Genomic DNA, 20,896 nt, shown 5'->3' on the forward strand with positions numbered 1-20,896 from the left:
CCGATCACCGCCGAACGCGGAAGCCCTCCTCGCCCTCCGGCTCCCCGTACTCGGCGTCGACGCTCTCGACCCTGGCGGCCGGGCTGCCGGCGTGGCACCACTCGACCATCCCCTCGACGGCGTCCTCGGGCCCCTCGAAGACGGCTTCGACGCGGCCGTCGTCGAGGTTCCGAACCCAGCCGTCCACGCCCCGCTCGCGGGCCTCGTCGCGGGTGTTCGCGCGGTAGTAGACGCCCTGCACCGTCCCGGAGACGAACACGTGTGCGCGCGTGCGGTCTGCCATGGCCCCGGGTTCGATCGACGGGCACAAAAAACGAGGCGGGATTCGGTCGGTGAACGGAGCGGGATTCGAACGGCGGACGCACGCTCCAGGCCGACGGCGGTCGTCCGAGTTCGTGCGCGCGTCGCCGAAACCGGTTCCCTCTAAGTGTCCGGACCGAGAGGGGCCGGTATGGAACTGTTCGGTACAGCCGGGATCCGGGGGCGCGTCGCCGATCGGGTGACGCCGGAACTCGCGCTCGCGGTCGGCCGGGCGGTCGGCGAGGACGGTGACGAGTTCGTCGTCGGCCGGGACGGGCGCGTCACCGGTCCCGCCCTCGCCGCCGCCGTCGAGGCGGGGCTGGAGTCGGCAGGCGCGAACGTCCACCGCGCCGGGACCCTCCCGACGCCCGCGCTGGCGTTCGCCTCGCGGGGACGGCGCGGCGTGATGCTCACGGCGAGCCACAACCCGCCGACGGACAACGGCATCAAGGTGTTCGACGACGGCGTCGAGTACGACCGGGCGCTCGAACGGGCGATCGAAACGCGCGTCGACGCGGGGTCGGCGGCCGCGCCGTGGCACGAGTGGGGGCGCGGCGACCGCGTCGAACCGCTCTCGGCCTACCGCGAGGCCGTGGTCGAGTACGCTCGGCGGCGGGGTGCCGCCCCGGACGGCCTCCGGATCGCGGTCGACTGCGGCAACGGGATGGCGGGCCTCGCCACGCCGCAGGTGCTCCGCGCGCTCGGCGCCGGCGTCGTCACGCTCAACGCCAACGTGGACGGCCACTTCCCCGGTCGGGAGAGCAAGCCGACGCCCGAGTCGCTCTCCGACCTCCGCGAGTTCGTCGCGGACGCGGCGGACGTCGCCTTCGGAATCGGCCACGACGGCGACGCGGACCGAATCGTGATCGTCGACGCGGACGGCGAGGTCGTCCACGAGGACACGATCGTGGCCATCCTCGCGGAGCACTACGTCCGGTCGAGCGGGGCTGACGATCCTGTCGTCGTCACGACGCCGAACGCTTCCGCGCGCATCGACGAGCGCGTTCGGGCGGCCGGGGGTCGGGTCGAGCGGATCCGCCTCGGCGCGCTGCACGAGGGGATCACCGCGGCCCGCGCCGACGGCGGCGACGTCGTCTTCGCCGCCGAACCGTGGAAGCACATCCACACCTCGCTCGGCGGCTGGATCGACGGCGTCGCCAGCGCGGCGGTGCTGGCCCGCCTCGTCGCCGACTCCGGCCTGTCGACGCTGCGCGCCCCGGTGACGGAGCGCCCGTACCGGAAGGTCGCCGTCGACTGCCCGGACGCGTCGAAACCGACCGCGATGGCGACGCTGGAGGCGACGCTGCCGGAGGCGTTTCCCGATGCCGACGCGAGCACGGAGCACGGCGTCAGACTGGAGTTCCCCGACGCCTCGTGGGTGCTGGTCCGCCCGAGCGGGACGGAACCCTACGTCCGCGTCTACGCCGAGAGCGAGGCGGTCGACGAACTCGTGGAGCGGACCGCCGACCTCGTCGCCGCCGCCGTGGCGGACGCGTCGAGCGACTGATCCGCGCGGGGTCGACGGCAACCGCTCGAACGAGTCGTCGGCCGGCCGACATCCTCCTGCCGTCGTCTACTTTCCGCCGTATTTCTCGTTTTCGGCGCGCACGGGGGCGAAACGACGCACTTATGGGATCTTCTCCGCCCCTTCAGTACAGAGGGATACACACTCATGGACAGACGTACGTTTCTCAAGGGGACCGGCGCGGCCGGCGTCGTCGGATTGGCAGGTTGTACCGGCGGACCGACGGAGGGCGGAGACGGTAACGGCGACGGCAATTCGAGCGACGGAGGCGGTGGCGGCTCCGGGAGCGCCGAGGCCAACGTCGGCGTGGTGTACGCCACGGGCGGACTCGGCGACGGGTCGTTCAACGACCAGGCGAAGGCCGGCGCGGAGCGGGCGACGGACGAGTTCGACGTCGACTACGAGGAGGCCCAGCCGAGCGAAGTGTCGGAGTTCGCCAACTACCAGCAGCAGTTCGCCGGGTCGACGAACCCCGAGTACGATCTGATCTGCTGCATCGGCTACCTGCAGGAGGACGCGCTGTCGGAGACGGCCCCCGACTACGAGGATCGGAACTTCATGCTCGTCGACTCGGCCGTCGAGGAGCCGAACGTATCGAGCTACGTCTTCGGCGAGGAGCAGGGGTCGTTCCTCGTCGGCCACCTCGCGGGGCTCCTGACGACGCGGGAGTTCGAGGCCGGCGCGGGCGCGACGCAGTCGGACGCGGCGAACGTCGGCTTCGTCGGCGGCGAGGAGGGATCGCTCATCGGCAAGTTCGAGGCGGGGTACAGGGCCGGCGTCGCGCGCGCCGGCGGCGACATCGAGGTCCAGCGCACGTACGTCGGCAGCTTCAACGACCCGGCCGGCGGCAAGGAGGCCGCGCTGGCGATGTACAACGACGGTGCGGACGTCATCTACCACGCGGCGGGCAACACCGGAACCGGCGTCTTCCAGGCCGCACAGGAGGCCGGCCGGTTCGCCATCGGCGTCGACCAGGACCAGTCGAAGACGAAGTCCGGGTACGCCGACGTCATCCTCGCGAGCATGGTCAAGCGGGTCGACACGGCCGTCTACACGTCCATCGAGAACGTCGTCAACGGCGAGTTCGAGGGCGGGTCGACGACGACGCTCGGCCTCGAACAGGAGGGCGTCTCCATCGAGTACGGGCAGGAGCTCGAAGGCGAGATCTCCGGCGACGTGAAGTCGGAGATCGAGGCGTCGCAGAAAGCGATCGTCGACGGCGACGTCTCCGTTCCGTCGAGCCCCGACGAGCTGTAGGCGGGCGGACTCGCGGCGAATCCGCGCGCTTAAGGGGAAAGTGGGCGACGAACTACCAATGTCACCGTCCGTCCATCTCGACGGAATAACGAAGCGCTTCCCCGGCGTCCTCGCGAACGACGACGTCGACCTCGTCGTCGAGGACGGGACGGTTCACGCGCTTCTCGGCGAAAACGGTGCGGGAAAGACGACGCTCATGAACGTCCTCTACGGGCTGTACGAGCCCACGGAGGGACGCGTCGTCGTGAACGGCGAACCGCGGCGGTTCGACGCCCCCGGCGACGCCATCGACGCCGGGATCGGCATGATCCACCAGCACTTCATGCTCGTCGATCCAATGACCGTCGCCGAGAACGTGACGCTCGGCAACGAGCCGACGAAGTGGCTCGGGCTGGCGGTCGATCGCGACCGCGCCAGAGCCGAAGTCGTCGAACTCCGGGATCGCTACGGCTTCGACGTCGATCCCGACGCGACGATCGCGGACGTGGGCGTCGGCGTCCAACAGCGGGTCGAGATCCTGAAGGCGCTGTACCGCGGCGCGGAGATCCTGATCCTCGACGAGCCGACGGCGGTGCTGACGCCGCAGGAGGTCGAGGACCTCTTCGTCGTGTTCGACGAACTCACGTCGCAGGGCAAGACGATCATCTTCATCACGCACAAGCTCGGCGAGGCGATGGCGGTCGCGGACGAGATCACCGTCCTCCGCGACGGTCGGAACGTCGGCACCGTCGCGGCCGGCGGGACGACCCGCGAGGAGCTGGCCGAGTTGATGGTCGGCCGCGAGGTGCTCGACCGGGTCGAAAAACCGCCGGCCGCGACCGGCGACGTGGTCCTGCGGGTCGAGGACCTCGCCGTCGACGACGATCGCGGGATTCGAGCGATCGACGGCGTCTCGCTGTCGGTCCGCGGGGGCGAGGTGTTCGGAATCGCCGGCGTCGACGGCAACGGGCAGGCCGAACTCGTCGAGGCGATCACCGGCCTGCGCGAGCCGGAGGCGGGCGCGGTGATTTACCGGGGCGAGGACGTCACAGACTGGTCCCGCCGGCGGCGCATCGACGCGCGGATGGCGTACGTCCCGGAGGACAGACACGAGCGCGGGCTCGTGATGGACTTCGACCTCGTAGGCAACGGCATCCTCGGCAGCCAGCACCGCGAGCCGTTCTCGCGGGGCGGCCGCATCGACCGGGCGGAGACGCGCGAGCACGCCTCGGAGATCATCGCGGAGTACGACGTCAGACCGCCGAACCCCGACGCGACGGCGGAGTCGCTCTCCGGCGGCAACCAGCAGAAGTTCATCGTCGGCCGGGAGTTCGCGCGCGATCCCGAACTCGTCGTCGCCACGCACCCGACGCGCGGGGTCGACATCGGCTCGACCGAGTTCATCCACGATCGGCTGCTCGAACTCCGCGCCGCGGGCGTCGCGATCCTCCTCGTCTCCTCGAAGCTGGAGGAGGTGCGGGGGCTCTCGGATCGGCTCGCGGTCGTGCACGACGGCGAGATCATGGACGTGGTCGATCCCGAGGCCGTCACCGAGGAGGCGATCGGCCTGTTGATGGCCGGCGAGGAGCCGGCCGCGGACGGTGAACGCGCGTCGGCCGGCGCTGTGGACGGTGTCACCGCCGACGGGGAGGGACGATGAGCGCGGCCGACCGGCTCGGCGACCGGGGGCGGCGGGCGCTCTCCCGGCTCGTCCGCGCCTCGGCGTTCGAGCGGGCGCTCATCAGCCTCGCGGCGCTCGCGCTCGCGATGCTCGTCGGGATCGTCGTCGTCCTCGCCGCCGGGCGGATGACGACGTGCACGACGGCGGCGACGACGTACTTCGGCGTCGGCTTCTGTTACGACCCGTTTCAGGTGTACGACCGGCTCTTCCTCGGCGCGCTCGGCGACCCGATCAACCCGCTGTTCCGGCCGCTCGAAGGGCAGTTCGCGCCGCCGTTCCGCCGCGGCTGGAACCCCCTCAACGGCCAGATGGCGGTCACGCTGGCGGAGACGACGGTGCTCGTGTTCACCGGGCTGTCCGTCGCGCTGGCGTTCCGCGCGGGCATCTTCAACATCGGAACGCAGGGCCAGCTCGTCGTGGGGGCGCTCGCGACCGCGCTCGCGACGCTGTACGCGGCCCCCCTCGTGACGGGCGTCGCCGGGACGCTCGTCCTCGTCCCCTTCGGACTGCTCGTCGGCGCGCTCGCCGGGGGGCTGTACGGCGCGATCCCGGGCGCGCTGAAGGCGTACGCGGACGCGAACGAGGTGATCACGACGATCATGCTCAACTTCGTCGCCACCGGCGTCGCGCTGTACCTCGTCGCGGGGCCGTTTCAGGATCCGGAGAGTCAGGCGAACGAGACCGCCGCGCTGCCCGACTACGCACGGTTTCCTTCGGTGCTGTACGAACCCCGGGACGACTTTTCCATCCTCGCGCTCGCCGTCGGCGTCGTCCTCGTCGTCGGGACGTACTACCTGCTCGAACGCACGTCCTTCGGGTACGACATCCGGACGAGCGGGAAACAGCCCGCCGCGGCGGAGTACGGCGGCGTGAACGCGGCGCGGACGGTCGTCTCCAGCATGACCCTCTCGGGCGCGCTCGGCGGGCTGGGCGGCGCGGTGTACGTGCTCATGATCCTCGGCAACTTCGAGACGGGCGTCCCCTCCTACGGCTTCGACGGCATCACCGTCTCGATCCTCGCGGGCAACAACCCGCTCGGCGTCGGGCTCGCGGCCTTCCTCTTCGGCGTCCTGAAGAGCGGCTCCATCGTCGTGGACGTGGGGACGGACGTGCCGCCGGAGCTCGTGGGCGTCCTCCGCGGGCTCATCATCCTGTTCGTCGCCATGCCGGAGTTCTTCCGGTTCGCCGGAAGGCGGGTGCTCCCCGACGCGCCCGAGGCGCGCGGACGGGTGGCGACGGACGGCGGCGTGGCGAACGGAGACGAGGACGCCGCGCGGTCGAACGGGGGTGGGCCGGATGAGTAACGCCTCCGTCGACCGGGTGCGCGGGCTGTCGGCGAAGGAGACCACCGTGGCGGTCGTCGGCGTCGCGCTCGCGGCGTTCGTCGTCGTCGGCCTCGCCCTCCCGGGATCGACGCCCGGGCGGGTTCTGCGGGTCGCACTCACGAAGAGCACGCTCTCCTCGATGCTCCGGCTGTCGGTGCCGATCGCCTTCGCGGCGCTCGGGGGAATCTTCGCCGAGAAGAGCGGCGTCATCAACATCGGGCTCGAAGGGCTGCTCATCGTCTCGGCGTTCGCCGCGGTGCACGGGGCGTACGTCGCCGACGGAAATCTCTGGATCGGCCTCCTCGTCGGCGTCGCGTCGAGCACGGTGCTCGCGGCGCTCTTCGCCGTCGTCTGCATCGAGTTCCGCGCCGACCAGATCATCGCCGGGTTGGCGGTGTGGCTCATCGCCCTCGGACTCGCCCCCTTCCTCTCGCGGGCGATATACGGCGGTCCCAACACCGAGAGCGTGGACACCCTCGGGGCGGTGACGATCCCGGTGCTGTCGGAGATTCCGGTCTTCGGCGCGCTGTTCGACGCCGACCCGCTCGTCTACCTGATGTTCGTCGCGACCGGTTTCTCGTGGTACGCGCTCAACCGGACGACCTTCGGCAAGCGCGTCGTCGCCAGCGGCGAGAACCCGAAGGCGCTCGACACCGCCGGCGTGAACGTGGGTCGCGTTCGGTACGCCGCGGTCCTCCTCTCTGGCGTGTTCGCCGGCATCGGCGGCGCGGCGCTCGCGTTCAGCATCGGCCAGTTCACCGGCGGCGGGCAGACGATGGTCAACGGCAAAGGGTTCATCGCGATCGTCGCGTACCTGTTCGGCAACTACAACCCCGTCGGCGCGCTCCTCTCGACGTTCCTCTTCGCCGGCCTCGACGCGCTGCAGATCCGCCTGCAGTCGGGCGCGATCGTCTCCGTCCCGGACTCGCTCGTGCGGACCATCCCCTACGTGACGGTGATCGTCGTGCTCGCGCTGTTCGGCAAGACGCGGATCCCGAAGGCCGCGGGCGAGCACTACGAGTCGGGCGAGGACTGAAAGGGCTCCGCCTTTCTACGTCGCCCGGCGGATCACGTCGTCGGGTCGACGACGGAATCGGGGATAAAGAGTTTTCCTCCCGGGATATGCACTCTCCCCAATGACCAGTTACGAGTACGACGTCGTGGTGGTCGGCGCGGGGACCGCCGGCTGTTACGCGGCGGCGACCGTCGCGAACGAGGGACTCGACGCGGTCGTCGTCGAGCGGAAGTCGGAGGAGGAAGCCGGGCACATCGCCTGCGGCGACGCGCTGAAGGGCGCAGACGCGTTCCCCGACGCGATTTCCAAATCGCAGATCGAGCCCGCGTTCACCAACACCGGCGTCGACCACGGTCGGTTCGAAATCCCGTCGCACGACACCGTGCTGGAGATCCCCGTGCCGGGCGAACTCGCGGTCATCGACCGCTGGGAGTACGGCCGGCGAATCATCGAGGGCGCGGCGAACGCGGGCGCGGATTTCCACTACGACACGGTCGTCCAGGACGTGACGCAGGACGACGACGGCCGGGTGACGGGCATCCGCGGCAAGCGGAAGGGCGAGGTCGTCGAGTACGAAGCGGCGGTGACGATCGACGGCGCGGGCGCCCTTTCCATCCTGCAGGACAAAGCGGATCTCTCGGCCGCGACGTTCGACACGAACGTCTCGTACTCGCAGTTCTGCTCGGCGTACCGCGAGATCGTCGAGGTGAACGAGGAGGTGCCGTGGAAGGACGCGCTCGTGTTCAAGCCGACGAAGCGCGCCGCGGGATACCTGTGGTACTTCCCGCGCACGGGCACGGAGATCAACGCGGGGCTCGGCTTCCAGATGAACGAAGAGCCGATGAAGCTGGTCGAGGACCTCAAGGAGGATCTGCGCGAACGCCCCGAGTTCGAGGGCGCGACGGTGACCGACAAGCTGGGCGCGGCGCTGCCGACCCGGCGGCCGTACGACTCGGCGGTCGCGCCGGGCTTTCTCGCCGCGGGCGACTCGGCGGGTCACGTCAACCCCACCACCGGCGGCGGGATCGCCGGCGCGGCGTACGCCGGCAACTACGCCGGCGAGCAGGCCGTGAGGGCGGTTGCGGACGGCGACGCGAGCGAGGAGGCGCTGTGGCGGTACAACGAGCGCGTGATGGACCACTTCGGGGCGCGCTACGCGGGCCTCGACGTGTACAACGTCCTCTCGACCGCGGTCGACGTGGACGACCTGATGGGGCTTCTCGCGTCCCTGCCGGGCGAGAAGCTCGCGGAGGCGCTGTACTCCGGGAAGACGTCGATGGGGTGGAAGCTGAAGCTCCAGACCGCGGTGCAGAGCCGCGACTACTGGGGCGTCATCTGGAACTTCTACCGGACGAAGCGCCTCGCGGAGGAACTCATCGAGCACTACCGGCGGTACCCGACGCGACCCGGCGCGCTCGCAGCGTGGCAGTCGGGGCGCGACGACCTGATGGACCGCATCTACGAGACGACGGGCGCGGAAGCGAAGTACTGAGCCCCGTCCGCCCCGATCGGACGCCGGACGGCTCGGTCAGCGCCGGCGTCGACGTTCGGTACGTTCTCCGGATCCGGGGCGTCGCTCCAAGAGACCTATAAGGCCCCGGCCCCCACGTGGACCAACGAGTCTGACCCACGGGAAAACACGAGCGGTCGCAGTCACGGAGAACACATGGAACGTTCGACGCACCGGATACTACTCGTCTCGGTCATCGTCGCCCTCGTGCTCGTGAGCGCGGTCGCGCCGATCGCCGGCCTCGCGGTCGCAGCACAGTCGCAGGACGAATCGCACCAGTCGCCCCGATCGACGCCCGCGGAGCGGGCGGTCGGACCGGCGGAGACGGCGTTCGACGCCCCGTCGATCCAGCTTTCGGGGACGGCGACTGATCAGCCCGATCCGGGCGTGCAACTCGCGGCGAGTTCGTCCGGATCCGTCGACGGCGGGTTCGAGCCCGCCCTGACCGCGTCCGGCGAGCGAGTCAGCCCGCCGGGGATCGTCCTCCTTCTGGGCTACAGCCGCTACGACGGGTCGAGTCCGCTGGACAACCCCGTCCGGCGGCAGGTGTACGACACGATCGCCGACTCGCCCGGTGCGTACGTCTCCGACATCGCGGAGCGCTGTGAGACCCCCCGGTCGACGGTCAGATACCACATCAAGGTGCTGGAACGCGAGCGGCTGGTCTTCGGCGAGAAGATTCGCGGAAAACAGCGGTTCTTCCCGGCCGGCGCCGAGGAGGTCGAACTGACCGCGGCGCTGGACGACGAGGCCGCGGCGTCGGTGCTCGACGCGGTGGCGCGGACGGCGCCGGCGACCGTCTCGCAGGTCGCAGAGGAGGTCGACCGGACGCCCGGAACCGTCTCACACCACCTCTCGCGCCTGGAAGAGGCGGGCCTGATCGAGCAGGAACGCAGCGGCGGGGCGGTGCTCAACCGGCTCGCGACCGACGTGCTCGACGAGGACGGACCGATCGACGTGCGGATCGAAGCGGCCCCCTGATCGGCGTCGACGCCGAGCGGCCGGCGACGAAACGACCGTTTTGACGGTTCGGTCAGAACCTCTTTTTCCCGTTCGTGGCTGTTGACGAGTGGGCCGAACGGCCCGCGAGCGCACGACCGACGATCCGACACCCGATTCCGGGGTTCGCCTCGAACCGACCCGGTCGGCGGCTCCCCGACGAGGGGACGGCCGAGACGGCGGGGACGGCGCGCGCCGCTCGACGAGTCGGGCACCGCGGAAAGCCACCCACGCAACGGACACGTGATCAAACGATGTCTCAGAATCAACGCAGGACGGCAGAAACGCGAGCACGAAAGGAGGAGCGAACCGGACGGCGGGAAGCCGCCCGGGAGGACGCCGTTCGGCGGTGCCCCGAGTGCGGCGGCGCGTGTTCGAAGAGCGCCGACGGCGAGGAGCTCGTCTGCAACGAGTGCGGCCTGGTCGTCGACGAGAGTCGGATCGACTTCGGGCCGGAGTGGCGCGCGTACGACCACTCCGAGCACCGCGACAAGTCCCGCGTCGGCTCCCCGCTGACGGAATCGATACACGACCGCGGTCTGAGCACGACCATCGACTGGCGCGACAGGGACGCGAGCGGCCAGATGCTATCGGCCGATAAACGCAGCCGGATGCACCGGCTCCGCTCCTGGCAGGAGCGCATTCGGACGCAGAACGCGAAGGAGCGCAACCTCAAGTTCGCGCTCTCGGAGATCGAGCGGATGTCCAGCGCACTGGGCGTCCCTCGCTCCGTTCGGGAGGTCGCCTCGGTGATCTACCGGCGCGCGCTCGACGAGGATCTGATCCGCGGGCGCTCCATCGAGTCGACCGCGACGAGCGCGCTCTACGCGGCCTGCCGGCAGGAAGGTATCCCGCGGAGCCTCGACGAGGTTGCCGAGGTCTCGCGCGTCGAAAAGCGGGACATCGGCCGGACGTACCGGTACATCTCACAGGAACTCGGCCTCGAACTCTGCCCGGTCGATCCGAAGCAGTTCCTGCCGCGGTTCTGCTCCGAGTTGGAACTGAGCGAGGAGGTGCAGGCGAAGGCGAGGGAGGTGCTCGACGTCGCGGCCGAGGAAGGGCTCCTCTCGGGCAAGTCGCCGACCGGCTGCGCCGCGGCCGCGATCTACACCGCCGCCATGCTCTGTGCCGAAAAGCGGACCCAAAAGGAGGTCGCCGACGTCGCACAGGTGACCATGGTGACGATCCGCAACCGGTATCACGAGCAGATCGAGACGCTGAACCTCGTCGAAGACGCCGCGGCCTGACGGGCAGCATCGATCGCAGACCACGCAGAACGACCGCAGACCACAGAACACGCAGAGGCACTCACGACTCACGCGCGCGGACGCCGCGCCGACTCGATCGGCGCACGCGTCCGCGATCGCCCCTCGGCTCCCTCACGGACGCCGCGCCGCGATCGCTTCGATCGACGCGGCGAGCACGTCGACCCCGATCGGGATGGACGCTTCGTCCACGTCGAACGTGCCCGTGTGGTGGCCGCCGGGGTGGTCGGTCCCGACGTTGACGTACGCGGCGAGGCCGCCGGCCTCCTGGACCCGGCGCATCAGGTAGGTCGCGTCCTCGCTGCCGCCGAGCGAGTCCCGCCGGATCACCGACTCGACGCCCGCCGTCTCGCCGCCGACGTCGGCGACGAGGTCGACGAGGGTGTCGTCGCTGCGGGCGCTCGGCGCTCGGCCCTCCGTCGTTATCTCGACCTCGCAGCCGTGCATCTCCGCGGCCGACCGCAGGACGCGCACCGCGCGCTCTCGCATGTACTCCATGAGTTCGGTCGTCTCCCCCCTGACCTCGCCCTCGACGAACGCCTCCTCGGGGACGATGTTCGTCGCCGTCCCGCCGCCGACGAGGCCGGCGTTGACCCGCGTCGCGCCGTCCGAGTGCCGGGAGATGCCGTGGAGGTTCTGCACCGCCGTCGCCATCGCCAGCACCGCGTTGTCCCCCTCCTCGGGTTTGGCACCGGCGTGCGCCGGGGTGCCGGTGAACGCCGCGCGGAAGTGGTGGACCGCGAGGAAGCCGTCGATGCCGGCGACGATCTCGCCGGTCGGGTGGTCGAGGCCGACGTGGACGGCCAGCAGGTAGTCCACGTCGTCGAGGTGGCCGCTCTCCGCCATCGGGCCGCCGCCGCCGACGACCTCCTCGCTCGGCTGGAAGAACACCTTCAGCGTCCCCTCGAAGTCGCTCTCCGCGATCGCGTCGATGACGCCGATCCCGAGCGTCGCGTGGGCGTCGTGACCGCAGGCGTGCATGTAACCCGCCGTCTCGGAGCGGTACCCCCCCGCGGCGGGCGCGTGGCTCCCGTCGTCGGATTCGGCGATCGGGAGCGCGTCGATGTCGACCCGGAGACCGACGGTCGGGCCGTCGCCCCGCCGGACGACGGCCACCGCGCCCGTGTAGCCCCCCGCGAGCGATTCGAGCACGTCCTCGCGCGCGCCCGCCTCGCGAGCGCGCTCGAACCACGCGTCGAGGTCGGTTTCGTCGGGAACGGCCATGCGGTCGTCGGTGAGCACCTCGCGGCCGACGTACAGCTCGTCGACGGGACGCGTTTCGAGTTCGTCGACGATTCGCGCGGTCGTGTAGAACTCCCGCCAGGCGGGTTCCGGGTGTCGGTGGAGATCGCGCCGGAGCGCGACGAGGTCTTCGGGTGCCGATCGGCTCATGCGCGTTCGGTCGCGACGACGGGGTATAAACACCGACTCCGCGGCAAGGAACCGGGTCGGGGGTCCGCCGTCCGCGACGAGGATCGGGTCGGGGGGCCGTCGGCGCGCGCTTCGGCCCCCCTCGGATCGCGCCGCTTCCAGGTCGCACCGTTTATTACCCGCGAACGGATTCGTGTGGTGTATGAGTACTGTTGACGTCGATGACCCACCAAACGAACGACAGCTCAGATTCCGCGGCGGGCGGCTAGTGAGCGGCTTCCCGATCGGCTTTTTCATCCTCTGGGCGATCGTCCAGAGCGGCGTGCTGGGGATCGGCGACACCACGGGCCTCGTCGCCGGGATGCTGATCGGGCTCATCCTCGGGATGCTGTTCGTGAAAGGCAACTGGAAGTACTACGCGGACACGGTGTTCGAGGGGATGACACAGCGGGTCGCCGCGACGGCCATCGTCGCGTGGCTCTGGGCGGGAATGTTCGCCCAGACGCTTCAGGACGGCGGGTTCGTCGACGGCCTCGTCTGGGCCGCCCAGGCGTTCAACGTCGGTGCTGCGCTCTTTCCCGCCGTCACGTTCCTCCTCGCCGCCCTGCTGGCGACGGGTATCGGAACCGGTTACGGCACCGCCATCGCGTTCGTCGGCCTCGTCTTCCCCGCCGGCGTGCTGCTCGGCGCGAACCCGATACTCATGTTCGGCGCGATCCTCTCGGGGGCGGTGTTCGGCGACAACCTCGCGCCGGTGAGCGACACCACCATCGTCAGCGCCGTCACGCAGGAGGCCGACATCGGGGGCGTCGTCGCCTCCCGGTTCAAGTACGCGATCGTCGCGGCGGTGTTCGCCTTCGCCGCGTATCTGGTCGCCGGAGCCGCGATGCCGGGCGCGAACGTGCAGGGACCGGGCGTGGGCGAATCGGCCACCGCGCTGGGCCTCGTCCACCTGCTCCCGATCGCCGTCGTCATCGGCACCGCCGTCAGCGGTCGCCACATCATCGAGGCGATCTCGTGGGGGCTCATCGCGGCGGTGGTCCTCAACCTCGCGCTCGGTCTCGCGCCGGCGAGCGCGATGCTGCTCTTCGAGGCCCCGCAGTCCGGACTGACGCGGGCGATCGCCGACGCGCCCGTGATCGGCGCGGTGGTGGAGACGGTTCCGGCCGAGGACGCGGCCGTCGGCGGGAGCATCTACGACGGCGCGGCGGGCTTCTTCTCGCTCATCGTGCTGGTGCTCCTCATCGTCGCCGGCGCGCAGATCATGCGCCGCGGCGGCGCGTTCGACGCGATTCAGGACTTCCTGCTCGACACGGTCGCGACCTCCGTCCGCCGGGCGGAGACGACGATGGTGCTCGGGACGGCGATCGTCAACGCGACGATCACGATCAACACGGCCGCCGAGATCGCGGTCGCGCCGTACATCCGGACGCTCGGCGAGCGGTTCAACATCAACGGCTACCGTCGGGCGAACATCCTCGACGCGAACACCTCCGCGCTCGGGTACATCTTCCCGTGGGGCGGCGGCGTACTCGCGGGGTACACCGAGATGCAGGGGCTGCCCGAGCAGTACGAGTGGTTCACGCAGGCGATGGTGGTGAACCCGGCGAGCGTGTGGCCGTACGTCTTCCACGGGTGGCTCCTCGTCGCGGTGTTCCTCGTCGCGGCGTGGACCGGTTTCGGCCGGGAGTACGTTCCCGACCGGCGGAGCGAGGAGGTGTCTCGCGTATGATCGGGAAGTTCCTCGCGGGCTGGAAGTTCAGGACCAGCACGCCCGCCTACGAACCGGGCGACGAGCTCACGGCGTTCGTGACGGGCGACCGCGGCGGGGCGGCCGTCGTTCGGGTCGGCGACACGATCATCAGGCTGCCGGACGCGGATCCGTCGCTCGTCGAGCGTCGGATCGAGCTGCGCGTCGTCGAGTTCGACGCGAAAACGCACGAGGGACGCGGGGAAGTCCTCCGCGTGCTCGACGGGCGGGAGTGAGCGGACCCGTCTATCAGTTCAGTTTCGACGGTAGCCGAGCGGCTTCTTCTGTTCGACTTCGATCTCCACGTGGACGCTGTCGGGGAAGTCCCGGTGGCCGATCTCGCGGGCGATGTGCTCGTTGCCGTGGATCTCGAGCCGGCGCGAGTACACCGTGTACGACCACGGCGGAAACTCGTCGCCAGGCGAGAGCCGCCGGTACTGCGGCACGATGAGCCGCTCCGGCGGCGAGGAGTGCGGCCCTTTACACTCCGCGCCCTTGCGTTCGATCAGTCGTTTCAGGTCGTCGACGACGCCGTCCAGGGCGGCTCGATCTCCGCTCTGGAAGCTGAGTTTGGTTACGAAGGTCATGAGCTGGGTCGTTAGAGAGGGGTGCGGTCGCGAGCCGTAAAAACGCATCTACCGACGGGTGCGGTCGCGACCCGGGCGCGGGTTCGCCCGCTCCTCCCGAACCGGCGCGTCGCCGCGATTCGCTTGTCCCGCCGGAGGTGGGTGCTACCGGTGGTTGCGCGGCCGTTCTCCGATATTCTCTTAACGCATGACCGATTACATCGAGCAATGACGGTCAAAGCGGTCAGCGCTGGGGCCATCCTCTTCCGCGATACCCGCGGCCAACGGGAGTACTTGCTCCTGAAGAGCCGACCGGGGGACTGGGAGTTCCCCAAAGGCGGGGTCGAGGGGAACGAGGAGCTTCAGCAGACGGCCATCCGTGAAGTCGAAGAGGAGGCGGGGATCGCCGATTTCCGCCTCGTCGACGGGTTCAGAGAGGACTACGACTACGTGTTCGAGGCGGGCGGGAAGACGATCCACAAGACCGTCCACCTGTTCATCGCGCGCTCGTTCGAAGCCAGCGCGGAGCTATCCAACGAGCACCGCGACCTCCAGTGGCGCGACTACGAGCAGGCCATAAACACCATCACGCAGGACGGCCCCCGCGACATCCTGGAGCGGGCGCATGCCTACCTCGACGAACTCGAATCGAAGAGCGAGGACGCCGAGGGCGGTCGAACGTACCTCGCGTAATCCCCCCGCCGTGCGACCTCACCCGACGGCCGGCCTTCGACGGGCGGTGAACCCGTGAGCGCGCGGTGCCCGGACGATTCGGAGTTCGTCTTCGAACTTCAGACCTGCCGGTGGGCCGAGCGCGCGTGGCCGCCGGACGGCGAGCGCGACGCCGTCCTCGTCGCCAGACAGCTCGGAACGCGCCGCCGCCGATGGGACACGGTGATCGTCGAGACGAACCCCGAAGCGCTCGCGGCGCGGGTGCGGTTCGGCCCGCGCGAGCTCGATTCCGACCTGCTGCACGTCGTCAGACACGCGCCCGAGGGGTGGGCGTGGTACCGCGACGCGCTGCCGCACCCGGGCTACCCGTGGCGGTACGTCCGCGCCGCCGTCCACCGCGCGGCGGGCCGCGGCGTCGTCGAGAAACGCCGCCGGGGCAATCGGATCGAGATCCGACGGATCGCGCCGTACCCCGACTGGGTGCGCCGGATCGTCGCCGTCGAGAACAAGCCCGACCTGGACGCGAGCGCCGCGCGCGCGCTCGCCTCGCAACTCGAACACGACGTGTCGCGGGCGCTCGCGGACGAGGTGTGGGTCGCCACGGCGACGACCGACGCGAGCGTCGAGCCGGCGCTCCTGGAGGACATGCCCGTCGAGGTCGGCATCCTGACGATGGACTTCGCCGCCGGGGCCCGGTCGGACGCCGGCGAGGTGCTCTGGTACCCGAGTGGGTTGGAGCCGCCCGGCGAGGGTGAGAGCGGAGCCGGAACCGACGACCGCACCGGGACGCGGCTTCGGATCGCGGAGCGCGCCTACGGTCGGGGCTGGCGCTCGCACGTCGAGACGATGCGGCCGGACTGCCGCCACTTCGAACTCCGTCGCCGCGGGGACGCGCTCCTCCCCCGGTGCGCCGCGAAGGGGAGACACCAGACGGCCGCGGAGTGCGCCGGGTCGTGCCCGCGGTTCGAACCGGAGCCGCCGGGGTGGCGGACGAAGGGGTGGCCGATCGAGGGGGGGCCCGGAAAGGGGATACAGCGCCTGCTCGCGGCGCGTCGCGAGTGGGTCCGCGAGCGCGAACTCGGCGGCCGCTGACCGGGGTCGAGAAGCCTCTCAGAGACCCAGCGCCTTCGGGGCCCACCCCGCGATCGTGTCGTCCGTCTCGCGCATCCGCTCGACGAGCCGCCGTTCGAGGCGTCGGCGGACGTCCCTGTACGCCGGGTGGTCGACGAGGTTGGTGAGCTCGTGGGGGTCCGCGCGCAGGTCGTACAGCTCGTTCCGGTCGGGAACGTTGAACACCAGCTTGTACCTGTGGGTCCGCAGCATCCGCTGGGAGTAGAGTCCGAACTCGTCGCCGTGGTACTCCGCGAACGCGTCGTCCGGCCAGTCGTCGGGCGCGTCGCCGCCGAGCAGCGGGCGGAGGCTCCGTCCGTCGAGGTCCGGCAGCACGTCCGCGCCGCCGACGTCGAGAAGGGTCGGCATCAGGTCGAGCAGGCTCACGAACGACTCGCAGACGCTCCCCGGTTCCGTCACGCCGGGCCACCGGACGAAAAGCGGCACCCGGTAGGTGTCCTCGTACATCATCGGGCCCTTGTTGAACTGGCGGTGGTTGCCGACGAAGTCGCCGTGGTCGGACGTGTGGACGGTCACGGTGGAGTCGGCGAGGCCGAGGTCGGAGAGGGCGGTCAGGATGCGGCCGATCTGCTCGTCGATGAGCGTCATAAAGCCCATGTACTTCGCGACGAGGCCGGCCCAGTCGTCCCAGTCGAAGCCGGCGACGCCGCGGTAGGCGAGGTACCGCTCGTGCGCGGCGGGCTTGCCCGCGAACGTCTCGGCGTACGTCGGCCACGGATCGATCTCCGCCGGGTCGTACATCGACGCGTACGGCTCCGGGATCACGTACGGGTGGTGCGGCCCGAGGAAGTCCGACCGGTGGAAGAACGGGCCCGCCTCGTCCCCCTCGGCGACGGCCTCCAGTCGCTCGATGGTCCGCTCCGCGAGGTAGTACGGCCGCGTCGCCTCCGCCGGCACCGGCGTCGTCGCCGCGAGGAGCGTCGGGTCGCGTTCGTGTTCCGTGTACACGACGTCTTCGAGTTCGATCCCGTCGGGATCGACGCCGAGCCGCCGCCTGTAGTCGCGGAAGGACGATTCGAGCTGCGGGTCGTGGTGGCGGTCGCTCCCTCCGAGGTACTCGAAGCCGAAGTCCGCGGGCCCCTGATCCCGTCCGACGTGCCACTTGCCGAGGTAGGTGTTCCGGTAGCCCGCCTCGGCGAGGCGCTCCCCGAGCGTCGGCAGGTCAGACGGGAGGTTTCGCAGGATCGCGTCGTCCTCGTGGCAGTTGTTCAACATCCCGTGGTTGTGCGGGTACAGCCCCGAAAGGAGCGAGGCGCGCGCGCTGCTGCAGATGCTGATCGGCGTGTACGCCCGTTCGAATCGCAATCCCTCGTCGGCCAACTCGTCGATCGCCGGCGTCTCCGGGCGGCTCCCGGGGGTCGTGAGGTCGTACCGCTCCTGGTCCGTCAGAAGCAACAGGACGTTGGGTCTCTCTGCGGGCATCTAGAGGTATCCGAGGTCGCGGAGCCTGTTCTGAGTTGCGGCGGTCATCGAGACGGCGTCGCCGTCCCCGTCGACGTTCGAGACGTCGCCGAACGCCCCCAGCCGCTCTTCCAGCACGGACCGGAGCGACGCGGCGCGCTCGGGTCGAGCGTCGACGAGGTTCCGCGTCTCCCCGGGATCGTCCGAGACGCGGTACAGCTCCTCCGCGCCGTCGGAGTGCGCGATGAACTTGTACTCGTCGGTTCGGACGGTCCGGATGGATCGGTCGTACCGATACAGCTCCGGCGGCAGGTCGCCGAACCGCGCCTCGAGCGTCTCGATCGACGGTTGCGGGCGAACGTACTCGGCGAAGACGTGCGCTCGCGGCGGCTCGTCGCTCTCGGGGTGGAACGATCGGGCGCGGCCGTCGAACTGCTCGCGCGCGGCCGGATCGTCGATCCCCGCGACGTCGAGCAGCGTCGGCGCGAGGTCGAGCACCTGAACGAGTCGGTCGGTCCAGCCGCGGCCCGCGAACGGCCCGCCGGAGATCACGAGCGGGACGCGCAACAGCGTGTCGTAGACGCAGTACTGGTGGCCGAGGAAGTCGTGCTCACCGACGTTCTCGCCGTGGTCGCCGACGACGACGAACACGGTGTCCTCCCACTTGTCGGCGGAGACGAGCGCTCGCCGCAGTTCGTCGATCCGCGCGTCGAGGTAGGCGATCTCGGCGCGATACAGCCCGCGAAGGACCTCGAACTCCGCGTCGGTGAGATCGAACAGCCCGGCGTCGTACTCTCTGGGTTCTTGTGGCAGCGCCATCGCCTCCTCGTAGCTCCAGCCGTCGGGGAGAAAGCGCTCCGCGAACGCCCGCGGGGGCCGGTACTGCAGGTGCGGTTCGATGAAGTTCGCGAAGAGGAAGAACGGCTCGTCGACGCCGTCGAGCCAGCGTTCGATCCACTGGACGGTCCGGTTCGCGCCGTCGTCGCCGTCGAATCGGAGCTGGTCGCAGACGGCGTTGACGGCGTTCGCGAGGGGATTCCCGTCGAAGAGGTGGGAGACGAACGTTTCGAGCTTTTGTCGGGTTCCCAGCACGTGCCGGAGTTCGCCGAGGTCGGCGTCGGTCTGCACGCGCTGCCAGGTGCGGTGGAACGTCTCGAAGCCGCGAGCGAGTCCGAACTCCTCCGTCACCCAGGTGTTGTTCGAGGTGCCGGCGGTCGCGTAGCCCTCGTCGCGGAACGCCTCCGCGAGCGTCCTGAGTCGGTCGTCGAGCAGCGTGTGGTCACCGTGCGCGCCGTGATCGACGGTGTACGTGCCGGTGAAAAGAGACGCGTGGGACGGCAGCGTCCACGGGGCGCTGGTGAAGGCCCGCTCGTACCCCGTCCCGGACGCCGCGAGGTCCGCGACCGTCGGCGCGGTCTCCGGATCGACGTCCACCATCCGAGCCGTGTCCATGACCACGACGACGACGTTCGGACTCGCGGTCGTTCCGGTCATGTTCGTGGCGACGACCGCGGACGACGGGGGCCTACGTCGCGACGCCGCACCGATCCGGTGTGTGGCTCTGGAGGGGTCACGTTGGAAGCATCGGCGCGTATTCGAAAGAACGTCGAGGTTGTATATACAGGGTGTTCACGCCAGTTTCGGCCGATCAGACGATCTCGACGTCCACGGCGTCTCGCTCGACGGCCAGCCGGAAGGTCGGCACCGTCCGGTAGACGACCTCGACGACGCCCTTGCGGCGGAGGCTCTGGAGGGCCCGTCTGACCGCTTCGACGTCGGGATCCGCGTCGAACTCCTCCCGGAGCTTGTTGAGGACGCTCACGACGCTCTCGGAGCGCTCCTCCGGGCCGGCGACGACCCGAAACACCCGCGCTTCGAGTTCGGGCACGCGGATGACGCTCGGCGTTCCGTCACCCTCGCCGCCCGCGTCGTCTTCGACGCCGGGTTCGACGTCGACGAGTTCGGCCGCCTCGCTCGTCGCCCGGATGAGGCTGTTGTCGTCGCGGTAGTAGTACTCCTTGAGGTGTCCTTCGAGGTACCGGTGGACCTCGCTCCCGCTGTCGAGCCCCCACTGCTCCTGCAACTCCTTGTTCTTCGTCGGCTGGAGGCGGACGACGTCCGCCAAGCGCCGCGTTTCCTCCTCGGAGAGACTCATGTCCGGGGGTTGGCGCACGACCTATATCGGTGTTCTGGAACCGACGGACTGGGGCGTGGCTCGCGCCCGAAGCGTTATTCCCCTCCCGCGTGAGTGCCACCCATGTCATGGGACACCGTCGAACTCGACGTCGAAGACGGGGTGGCGACGCTCACCGTCGATCGACCGGACAGGCTCAACGCGCTCAACCTGGAAACGCTGGCGGCGATCGAGGAGGCGCTCGCCGCGGCCGAAGACGGGGACGCGCGGGCGCTCGTGCTGACCGGGGCGGGCGAGAAGGCGTTCGTCGCGGGCGCGGACATCGAGTACATGCGGGATCTCTCGACCCCGGAGGCGCAGGCGTACGCGGAGCTCGGCCACCGCGTCGCCGACGCCGTCGAGACGTTCCCCGCGCCGGCGATCGCCGCCGTCAACGGCTACGCGTTCGGCGGCGGCTGCGAACTCGCGCTCGCGTGCGACCTCCGCGTCGCGAGCGAACGGGCCGTCCTCGGACAGACCGAGATCGACCTCGGCATCGTCCCCGGGTGGGGCGGCACCCAGCGGCTGCCGCGGCTCGTCGGCGACGAGGTCGCCCGGCGGCTGATCTTCTTCGGCGAGCGCGTCGACGCCACCGACGCGCTCGAATACGGTCTCGTCGGCGAAGTGGTCGCGCACGACCAGCTCGACGGGTACGTCGCCGAGATGGCCTCGGAGCTCGCTTCGAAGCCCGCGTTCGCCCTCAGGGCCGCCAAGGACGCGTTGAACGCGGCGAACGAGACGTCGCAGGCGGCCGGCCTCGCCTACGAGCGTCGCGTCTGGAGCGGCCTGTTCGGCACGCACGACCAGCGCGAGGGGATGGCGGCGTTCGTCGAAAAGCGCGATCCGGAGTTCGAGTGATCGGCGGTCGTCGGGTGCACGTGCCCGGAGCCGTGCTCCCGCTCGCAGACCGCCTCGGACGGTTCCGGCCGGAGACGCGACGACCCGAGTGTCGCGCGTCCGGGGCACTACAGGTAAG

19 protein-coding genes are annotated in these 20,896 nt (G+C 70.0%); 13 read left to right on the forward strand and 6 right to left on the reverse strand.

Going from position 1 to position 20,896, the window contains the following annotated elements; genetic code table 11:
• Positions 1 to 4: 4 nt before the first annotated feature.
• The gene (locus tag C3L37_RS22550) at positions 5 to 283 is read right to left on the reverse strand and encodes an acylphosphatase (RefSeq protein WP_129116788.1); all 279 of its coding nucleotides are present in this window, start codon (positions 281 to 283) and stop codon (positions 5 to 7) included.
• 168 nt (positions 284 to 451) lie between these two features.
• Here C3L37_RS22550 and C3L37_RS22555 point away from each other — a divergent pair, with 168 nt between their 5' ends.
• From C3L37_RS22555 to C3L37_RS22590, 8 genes are all read left to right on the forward strand, one after another.
• Positions 452 to 1,807: a phosphopentomutase/phosphoglucosamine mutase gene (locus C3L37_RS22555; protein WP_129116789.1), complete on the forward strand. Its 1,356-nt coding sequence runs from the start codon at positions 452 to 454 to the stop codon at positions 1,805 to 1,807.
• A gap of 165 nt (positions 1,808 to 1,972) precedes the next feature.
• On the forward strand, positions 1,973 to 3,082 hold the full coding sequence (locus C3L37_RS22560) for a BMP family lipoprotein (protein WP_129116790.1): 1,110 nt from the start codon (positions 1,973 to 1,975) through the stop codon (positions 3,080 to 3,082).
• Positions 3,083 to 3,140: 58 nt separating this feature from the next.
• Positions 3,141 to 4,721 carry an ABC transporter ATP-binding protein gene (locus tag C3L37_RS22565; protein WP_129116791.1) on the forward strand — a complete coding sequence of 527 codons (1,581 nt, stop codon included), beginning with the start codon at positions 3,141 to 3,143 and terminating at the stop codon, positions 4,719 to 4,721.
• Entirely contained in the window at positions 4,718 to 6,046 is a 1,329-nt protein-coding gene (locus tag C3L37_RS22570) for an ABC transporter permease (protein WP_129116792.1), read from the forward strand. The genes C3L37_RS22565 and C3L37_RS22570 overlap by 4 nt, the downstream gene beginning before the upstream one ends.
• Positions 6,039 to 7,103: an ABC transporter permease gene (locus C3L37_RS22575; protein WP_129116793.1), complete on the forward strand. Its 1,065-nt coding sequence runs from the start codon at positions 6,039 to 6,041 to the stop codon at positions 7,101 to 7,103. The genes C3L37_RS22570 and C3L37_RS22575 overlap by 8 nt, the downstream gene beginning before the upstream one ends.
• A gap of 100 nt (positions 7,104 to 7,203) precedes the next feature.
• Positions 7,204 to 8,574, forward strand: a complete 1,371-nt coding sequence (locus tag C3L37_RS22580) for a geranylgeranyl reductase family protein (protein ID WP_129116794.1) — start codon at positions 7,204 to 7,206, stop codon at positions 8,572 to 8,574.
• 174 nt (positions 8,575 to 8,748) lie between these two features.
• Complete coding sequence (locus tag C3L37_RS22585) at positions 8,749 to 9,573, forward strand: winged helix-turn-helix transcriptional regulator (RefSeq protein ID WP_129116795.1); 825 nt, start codon at positions 8,749 to 8,751, stop codon at positions 9,571 to 9,573.
• Between the two features lie 272 nt (positions 9,574 to 9,845).
• Entirely contained in the window at positions 9,846 to 10,838 is a 993-nt protein-coding gene (locus C3L37_RS22590) for a transcription initiation factor IIB (RefSeq protein ID WP_129116796.1), read from the forward strand.
• A 132-nt stretch (positions 10,839 to 10,970) separates the two neighbouring features.
• Here the strand turns inward: C3L37_RS22590 and C3L37_RS22595 are convergent, their stop codons facing one another.
• Positions 10,971 to 12,248: an amidohydrolase gene (locus C3L37_RS22595; RefSeq protein WP_129116797.1), complete on the reverse strand. Its 1,278-nt coding sequence runs from the start codon at positions 12,246 to 12,248 to the stop codon at positions 10,971 to 10,973.
• A 181-nt stretch (positions 12,249 to 12,429) separates the two neighbouring features.
• Here C3L37_RS22595 and C3L37_RS22600 point away from each other — a divergent pair, with 181 nt between their 5' ends.
• Both C3L37_RS22600 and C3L37_RS22605 read left to right on the forward strand, forming a co-directional pair.
• Entirely contained in the window at positions 12,430 to 13,959 is a 1,530-nt protein-coding gene (locus C3L37_RS22600; RefSeq protein WP_129116798.1) for a Na+/H+ antiporter NhaC family protein, read from the forward strand.
• The gene (locus C3L37_RS22605) at positions 13,956 to 14,213 is read left to right on the forward strand and encodes a DUF7513 family protein (RefSeq protein ID WP_129116799.1); all 258 of its coding nucleotides are present in this window, start codon (positions 13,956 to 13,958) and stop codon (positions 14,211 to 14,213) included. The genes C3L37_RS22600 and C3L37_RS22605 overlap by 4 nt, the downstream gene beginning before the upstream one ends.
• Before the next feature lie 18 nt (positions 14,214 to 14,231).
• Here the strand turns inward: C3L37_RS22605 and C3L37_RS22610 are convergent, their stop codons facing one another.
• Positions 14,232 to 14,564 (reverse strand): uS10/mL48 family ribosomal protein, encoded by a 333-nt coding sequence (locus C3L37_RS22610; RefSeq protein WP_129116800.1) that lies wholly within the window; start codon positions 14,562 to 14,564, stop codon positions 14,232 to 14,234.
• A 207-nt stretch (positions 14,565 to 14,771) separates the two neighbouring features.
• Here C3L37_RS22610 and C3L37_RS22615 point away from each other — a divergent pair, with 207 nt between their 5' ends.
• Positions 14,772 to 15,236 (forward strand): bis(5'-nucleosyl)-tetraphosphatase, encoded by a 465-nt coding sequence (locus tag C3L37_RS22615; RefSeq protein ID WP_129116801.1) that lies wholly within the window; start codon positions 14,772 to 14,774, stop codon positions 15,234 to 15,236.
• A gap of 54 nt (positions 15,237 to 15,290) precedes the next feature.
• Positions 15,291 to 16,307 (forward strand): DUF5787 family protein, encoded by a 1,017-nt coding sequence (locus tag C3L37_RS22620; protein ID WP_129116802.1) that lies wholly within the window; start codon positions 15,291 to 15,293, stop codon positions 16,305 to 16,307.
• 18 nt (positions 16,308 to 16,325) lie between these two features.
• Here C3L37_RS22620 and C3L37_RS22625 read toward each other — a convergent pair whose 3' ends face one another.
• The 3 genes from C3L37_RS22625 to C3L37_RS22635 all read right to left on the reverse strand — a co-directional run bounded on the left by C3L37_RS22625 (position 16,326) and on the right by C3L37_RS22635 (position 19,902).
• Positions 16,326 to 17,768 carry a sulfatase-like hydrolase/transferase gene (locus tag C3L37_RS22625; RefSeq protein WP_129116803.1) on the reverse strand — a complete coding sequence of 481 codons (1,443 nt, stop codon included), beginning with the start codon at positions 17,766 to 17,768 and terminating at the stop codon, positions 16,326 to 16,328.
• Positions 17,769 to 19,241, reverse strand: a complete 1,473-nt coding sequence (locus tag C3L37_RS22630) for a sulfatase (protein ID WP_129116804.1) — start codon at positions 19,239 to 19,241, stop codon at positions 17,769 to 17,771.
• Between the two features lie 154 nt (positions 19,242 to 19,395).
• Positions 19,396 to 19,902: a DUF5797 family protein gene (locus C3L37_RS22635; protein ID WP_129116805.1), complete on the reverse strand. Its 507-nt coding sequence runs from the start codon at positions 19,900 to 19,902 to the stop codon at positions 19,396 to 19,398.
• Positions 19,903 to 20,004: 102 nt separating this feature from the next.
• Here C3L37_RS22635 and C3L37_RS22640 point away from each other — a divergent pair, with 102 nt between their 5' ends.
• Entirely contained in the window at positions 20,005 to 20,778 is a 774-nt protein-coding gene (locus tag C3L37_RS22640; protein WP_129116806.1) for an enoyl-CoA hydratase/isomerase family protein, read from the forward strand.
• Positions 20,779 to 20,896 lie beyond the last annotated feature (118 nt).

Origin of the sequence: Halegenticoccus tardaugens (genome assembly GCF_004116405.1) — an archaeon.
Lineage (GTDB): Archaea > Halobacteriota > Halobacteria > Halobacteriales > Haloferacaceae > Halegenticoccus > Halegenticoccus tardaugens.

Bases quoted from the DNA above. Each gene is read 5' to 3' on its own strand.
- C3L37_RS22635 (WP_129116805.1), bottom strand. From the start codon at position 19,902: ATGAGTCTCTCCGAGGAGGAAACGCGGCGCTTGGCGGACGTCGTCCGC.
- C3L37_RS22550 (WP_129116788.1), bottom strand. From the start codon at position 283: ATGGCAGACCGCACGCGCGCACACGTGTTCGTCTCCGGGACGGTGCAG.
- C3L37_RS22610 (WP_129116800.1), bottom strand. From the start codon at position 14,564: ATGACCTTCGTAACCAAACTCAGCTTCCAGAGCGGAGATCGAGCCGCC.
- C3L37_RS22575 (WP_129116793.1), top strand. From the start codon at position 6,039: ATGAGTAACGCCTCCGTCGACCGGGTGCGCGGGCTGTCGGCGAAGGAG.
- C3L37_RS22615 (WP_129116801.1), top strand. From the start codon at position 14,772: ATGACGGTCAAAGCGGTCAGCGCTGGGGCCATCCTCTTCCGCGATACC.
- C3L37_RS22570 (WP_129116792.1), top strand. From the start codon at position 4,718: ATGAGCGCGGCCGACCGGCTCGGCGACCGGGGGCGGCGGGCGCTCTCC.
- C3L37_RS22630 (WP_129116804.1), bottom strand. From the start codon at position 19,241: ATGACCGGAACGACCGCGAGTCCGAACGTCGTCGTCGTGGTCATGGAC.
- C3L37_RS22585 (WP_129116795.1), top strand. From the start codon at position 8,749: ATGGAACGTTCGACGCACCGGATACTACTCGTCTCGGTCATCGTCGCC.
- C3L37_RS22625 (WP_129116803.1), bottom strand. From the start codon at position 17,768: ATGCCCGCAGAGAGACCCAACGTCCTGTTGCTTCTGACGGACCAGGAG.
- C3L37_RS22580 (WP_129116794.1), top strand. From the start codon at position 7,204: ATGACCAGTTACGAGTACGACGTCGTGGTGGTCGGCGCGGGGACCGCC.
- C3L37_RS22605 (WP_129116799.1), top strand. From the start codon at position 13,956: ATGATCGGGAAGTTCCTCGCGGGCTGGAAGTTCAGGACCAGCACGCCC.
- C3L37_RS22590 (WP_129116796.1), top strand. From the start codon at position 9,846: ATGTCTCAGAATCAACGCAGGACGGCAGAAACGCGAGCACGAAAGGAG.
- C3L37_RS22600 (WP_129116798.1), top strand. From the start codon at position 12,430: ATGAGTACTGTTGACGTCGATGACCCACCAAACGAACGACAGCTCAGA.
- C3L37_RS22595 (WP_129116797.1), bottom strand. From the start codon at position 12,248: ATGAGCCGATCGGCACCCGAAGACCTCGTCGCGCTCCGGCGCGATCTC.
- C3L37_RS22555 (WP_129116789.1), top strand. From the start codon at position 452: ATGGAACTGTTCGGTACAGCCGGGATCCGGGGGCGCGTCGCCGATCGG.
- C3L37_RS22640 (WP_129116806.1), top strand. From the start codon at position 20,005: ATGTCATGGGACACCGTCGAACTCGACGTCGAAGACGGGGTGGCGACG.
- C3L37_RS22560 (WP_129116790.1), top strand. From the start codon at position 1,973: ATGGACAGACGTACGTTTCTCAAGGGGACCGGCGCGGCCGGCGTCGTC.
- C3L37_RS22565 (WP_129116791.1), top strand. From the start codon at position 3,141: ATGTCACCGTCCGTCCATCTCGACGGAATAACGAAGCGCTTCCCCGGC.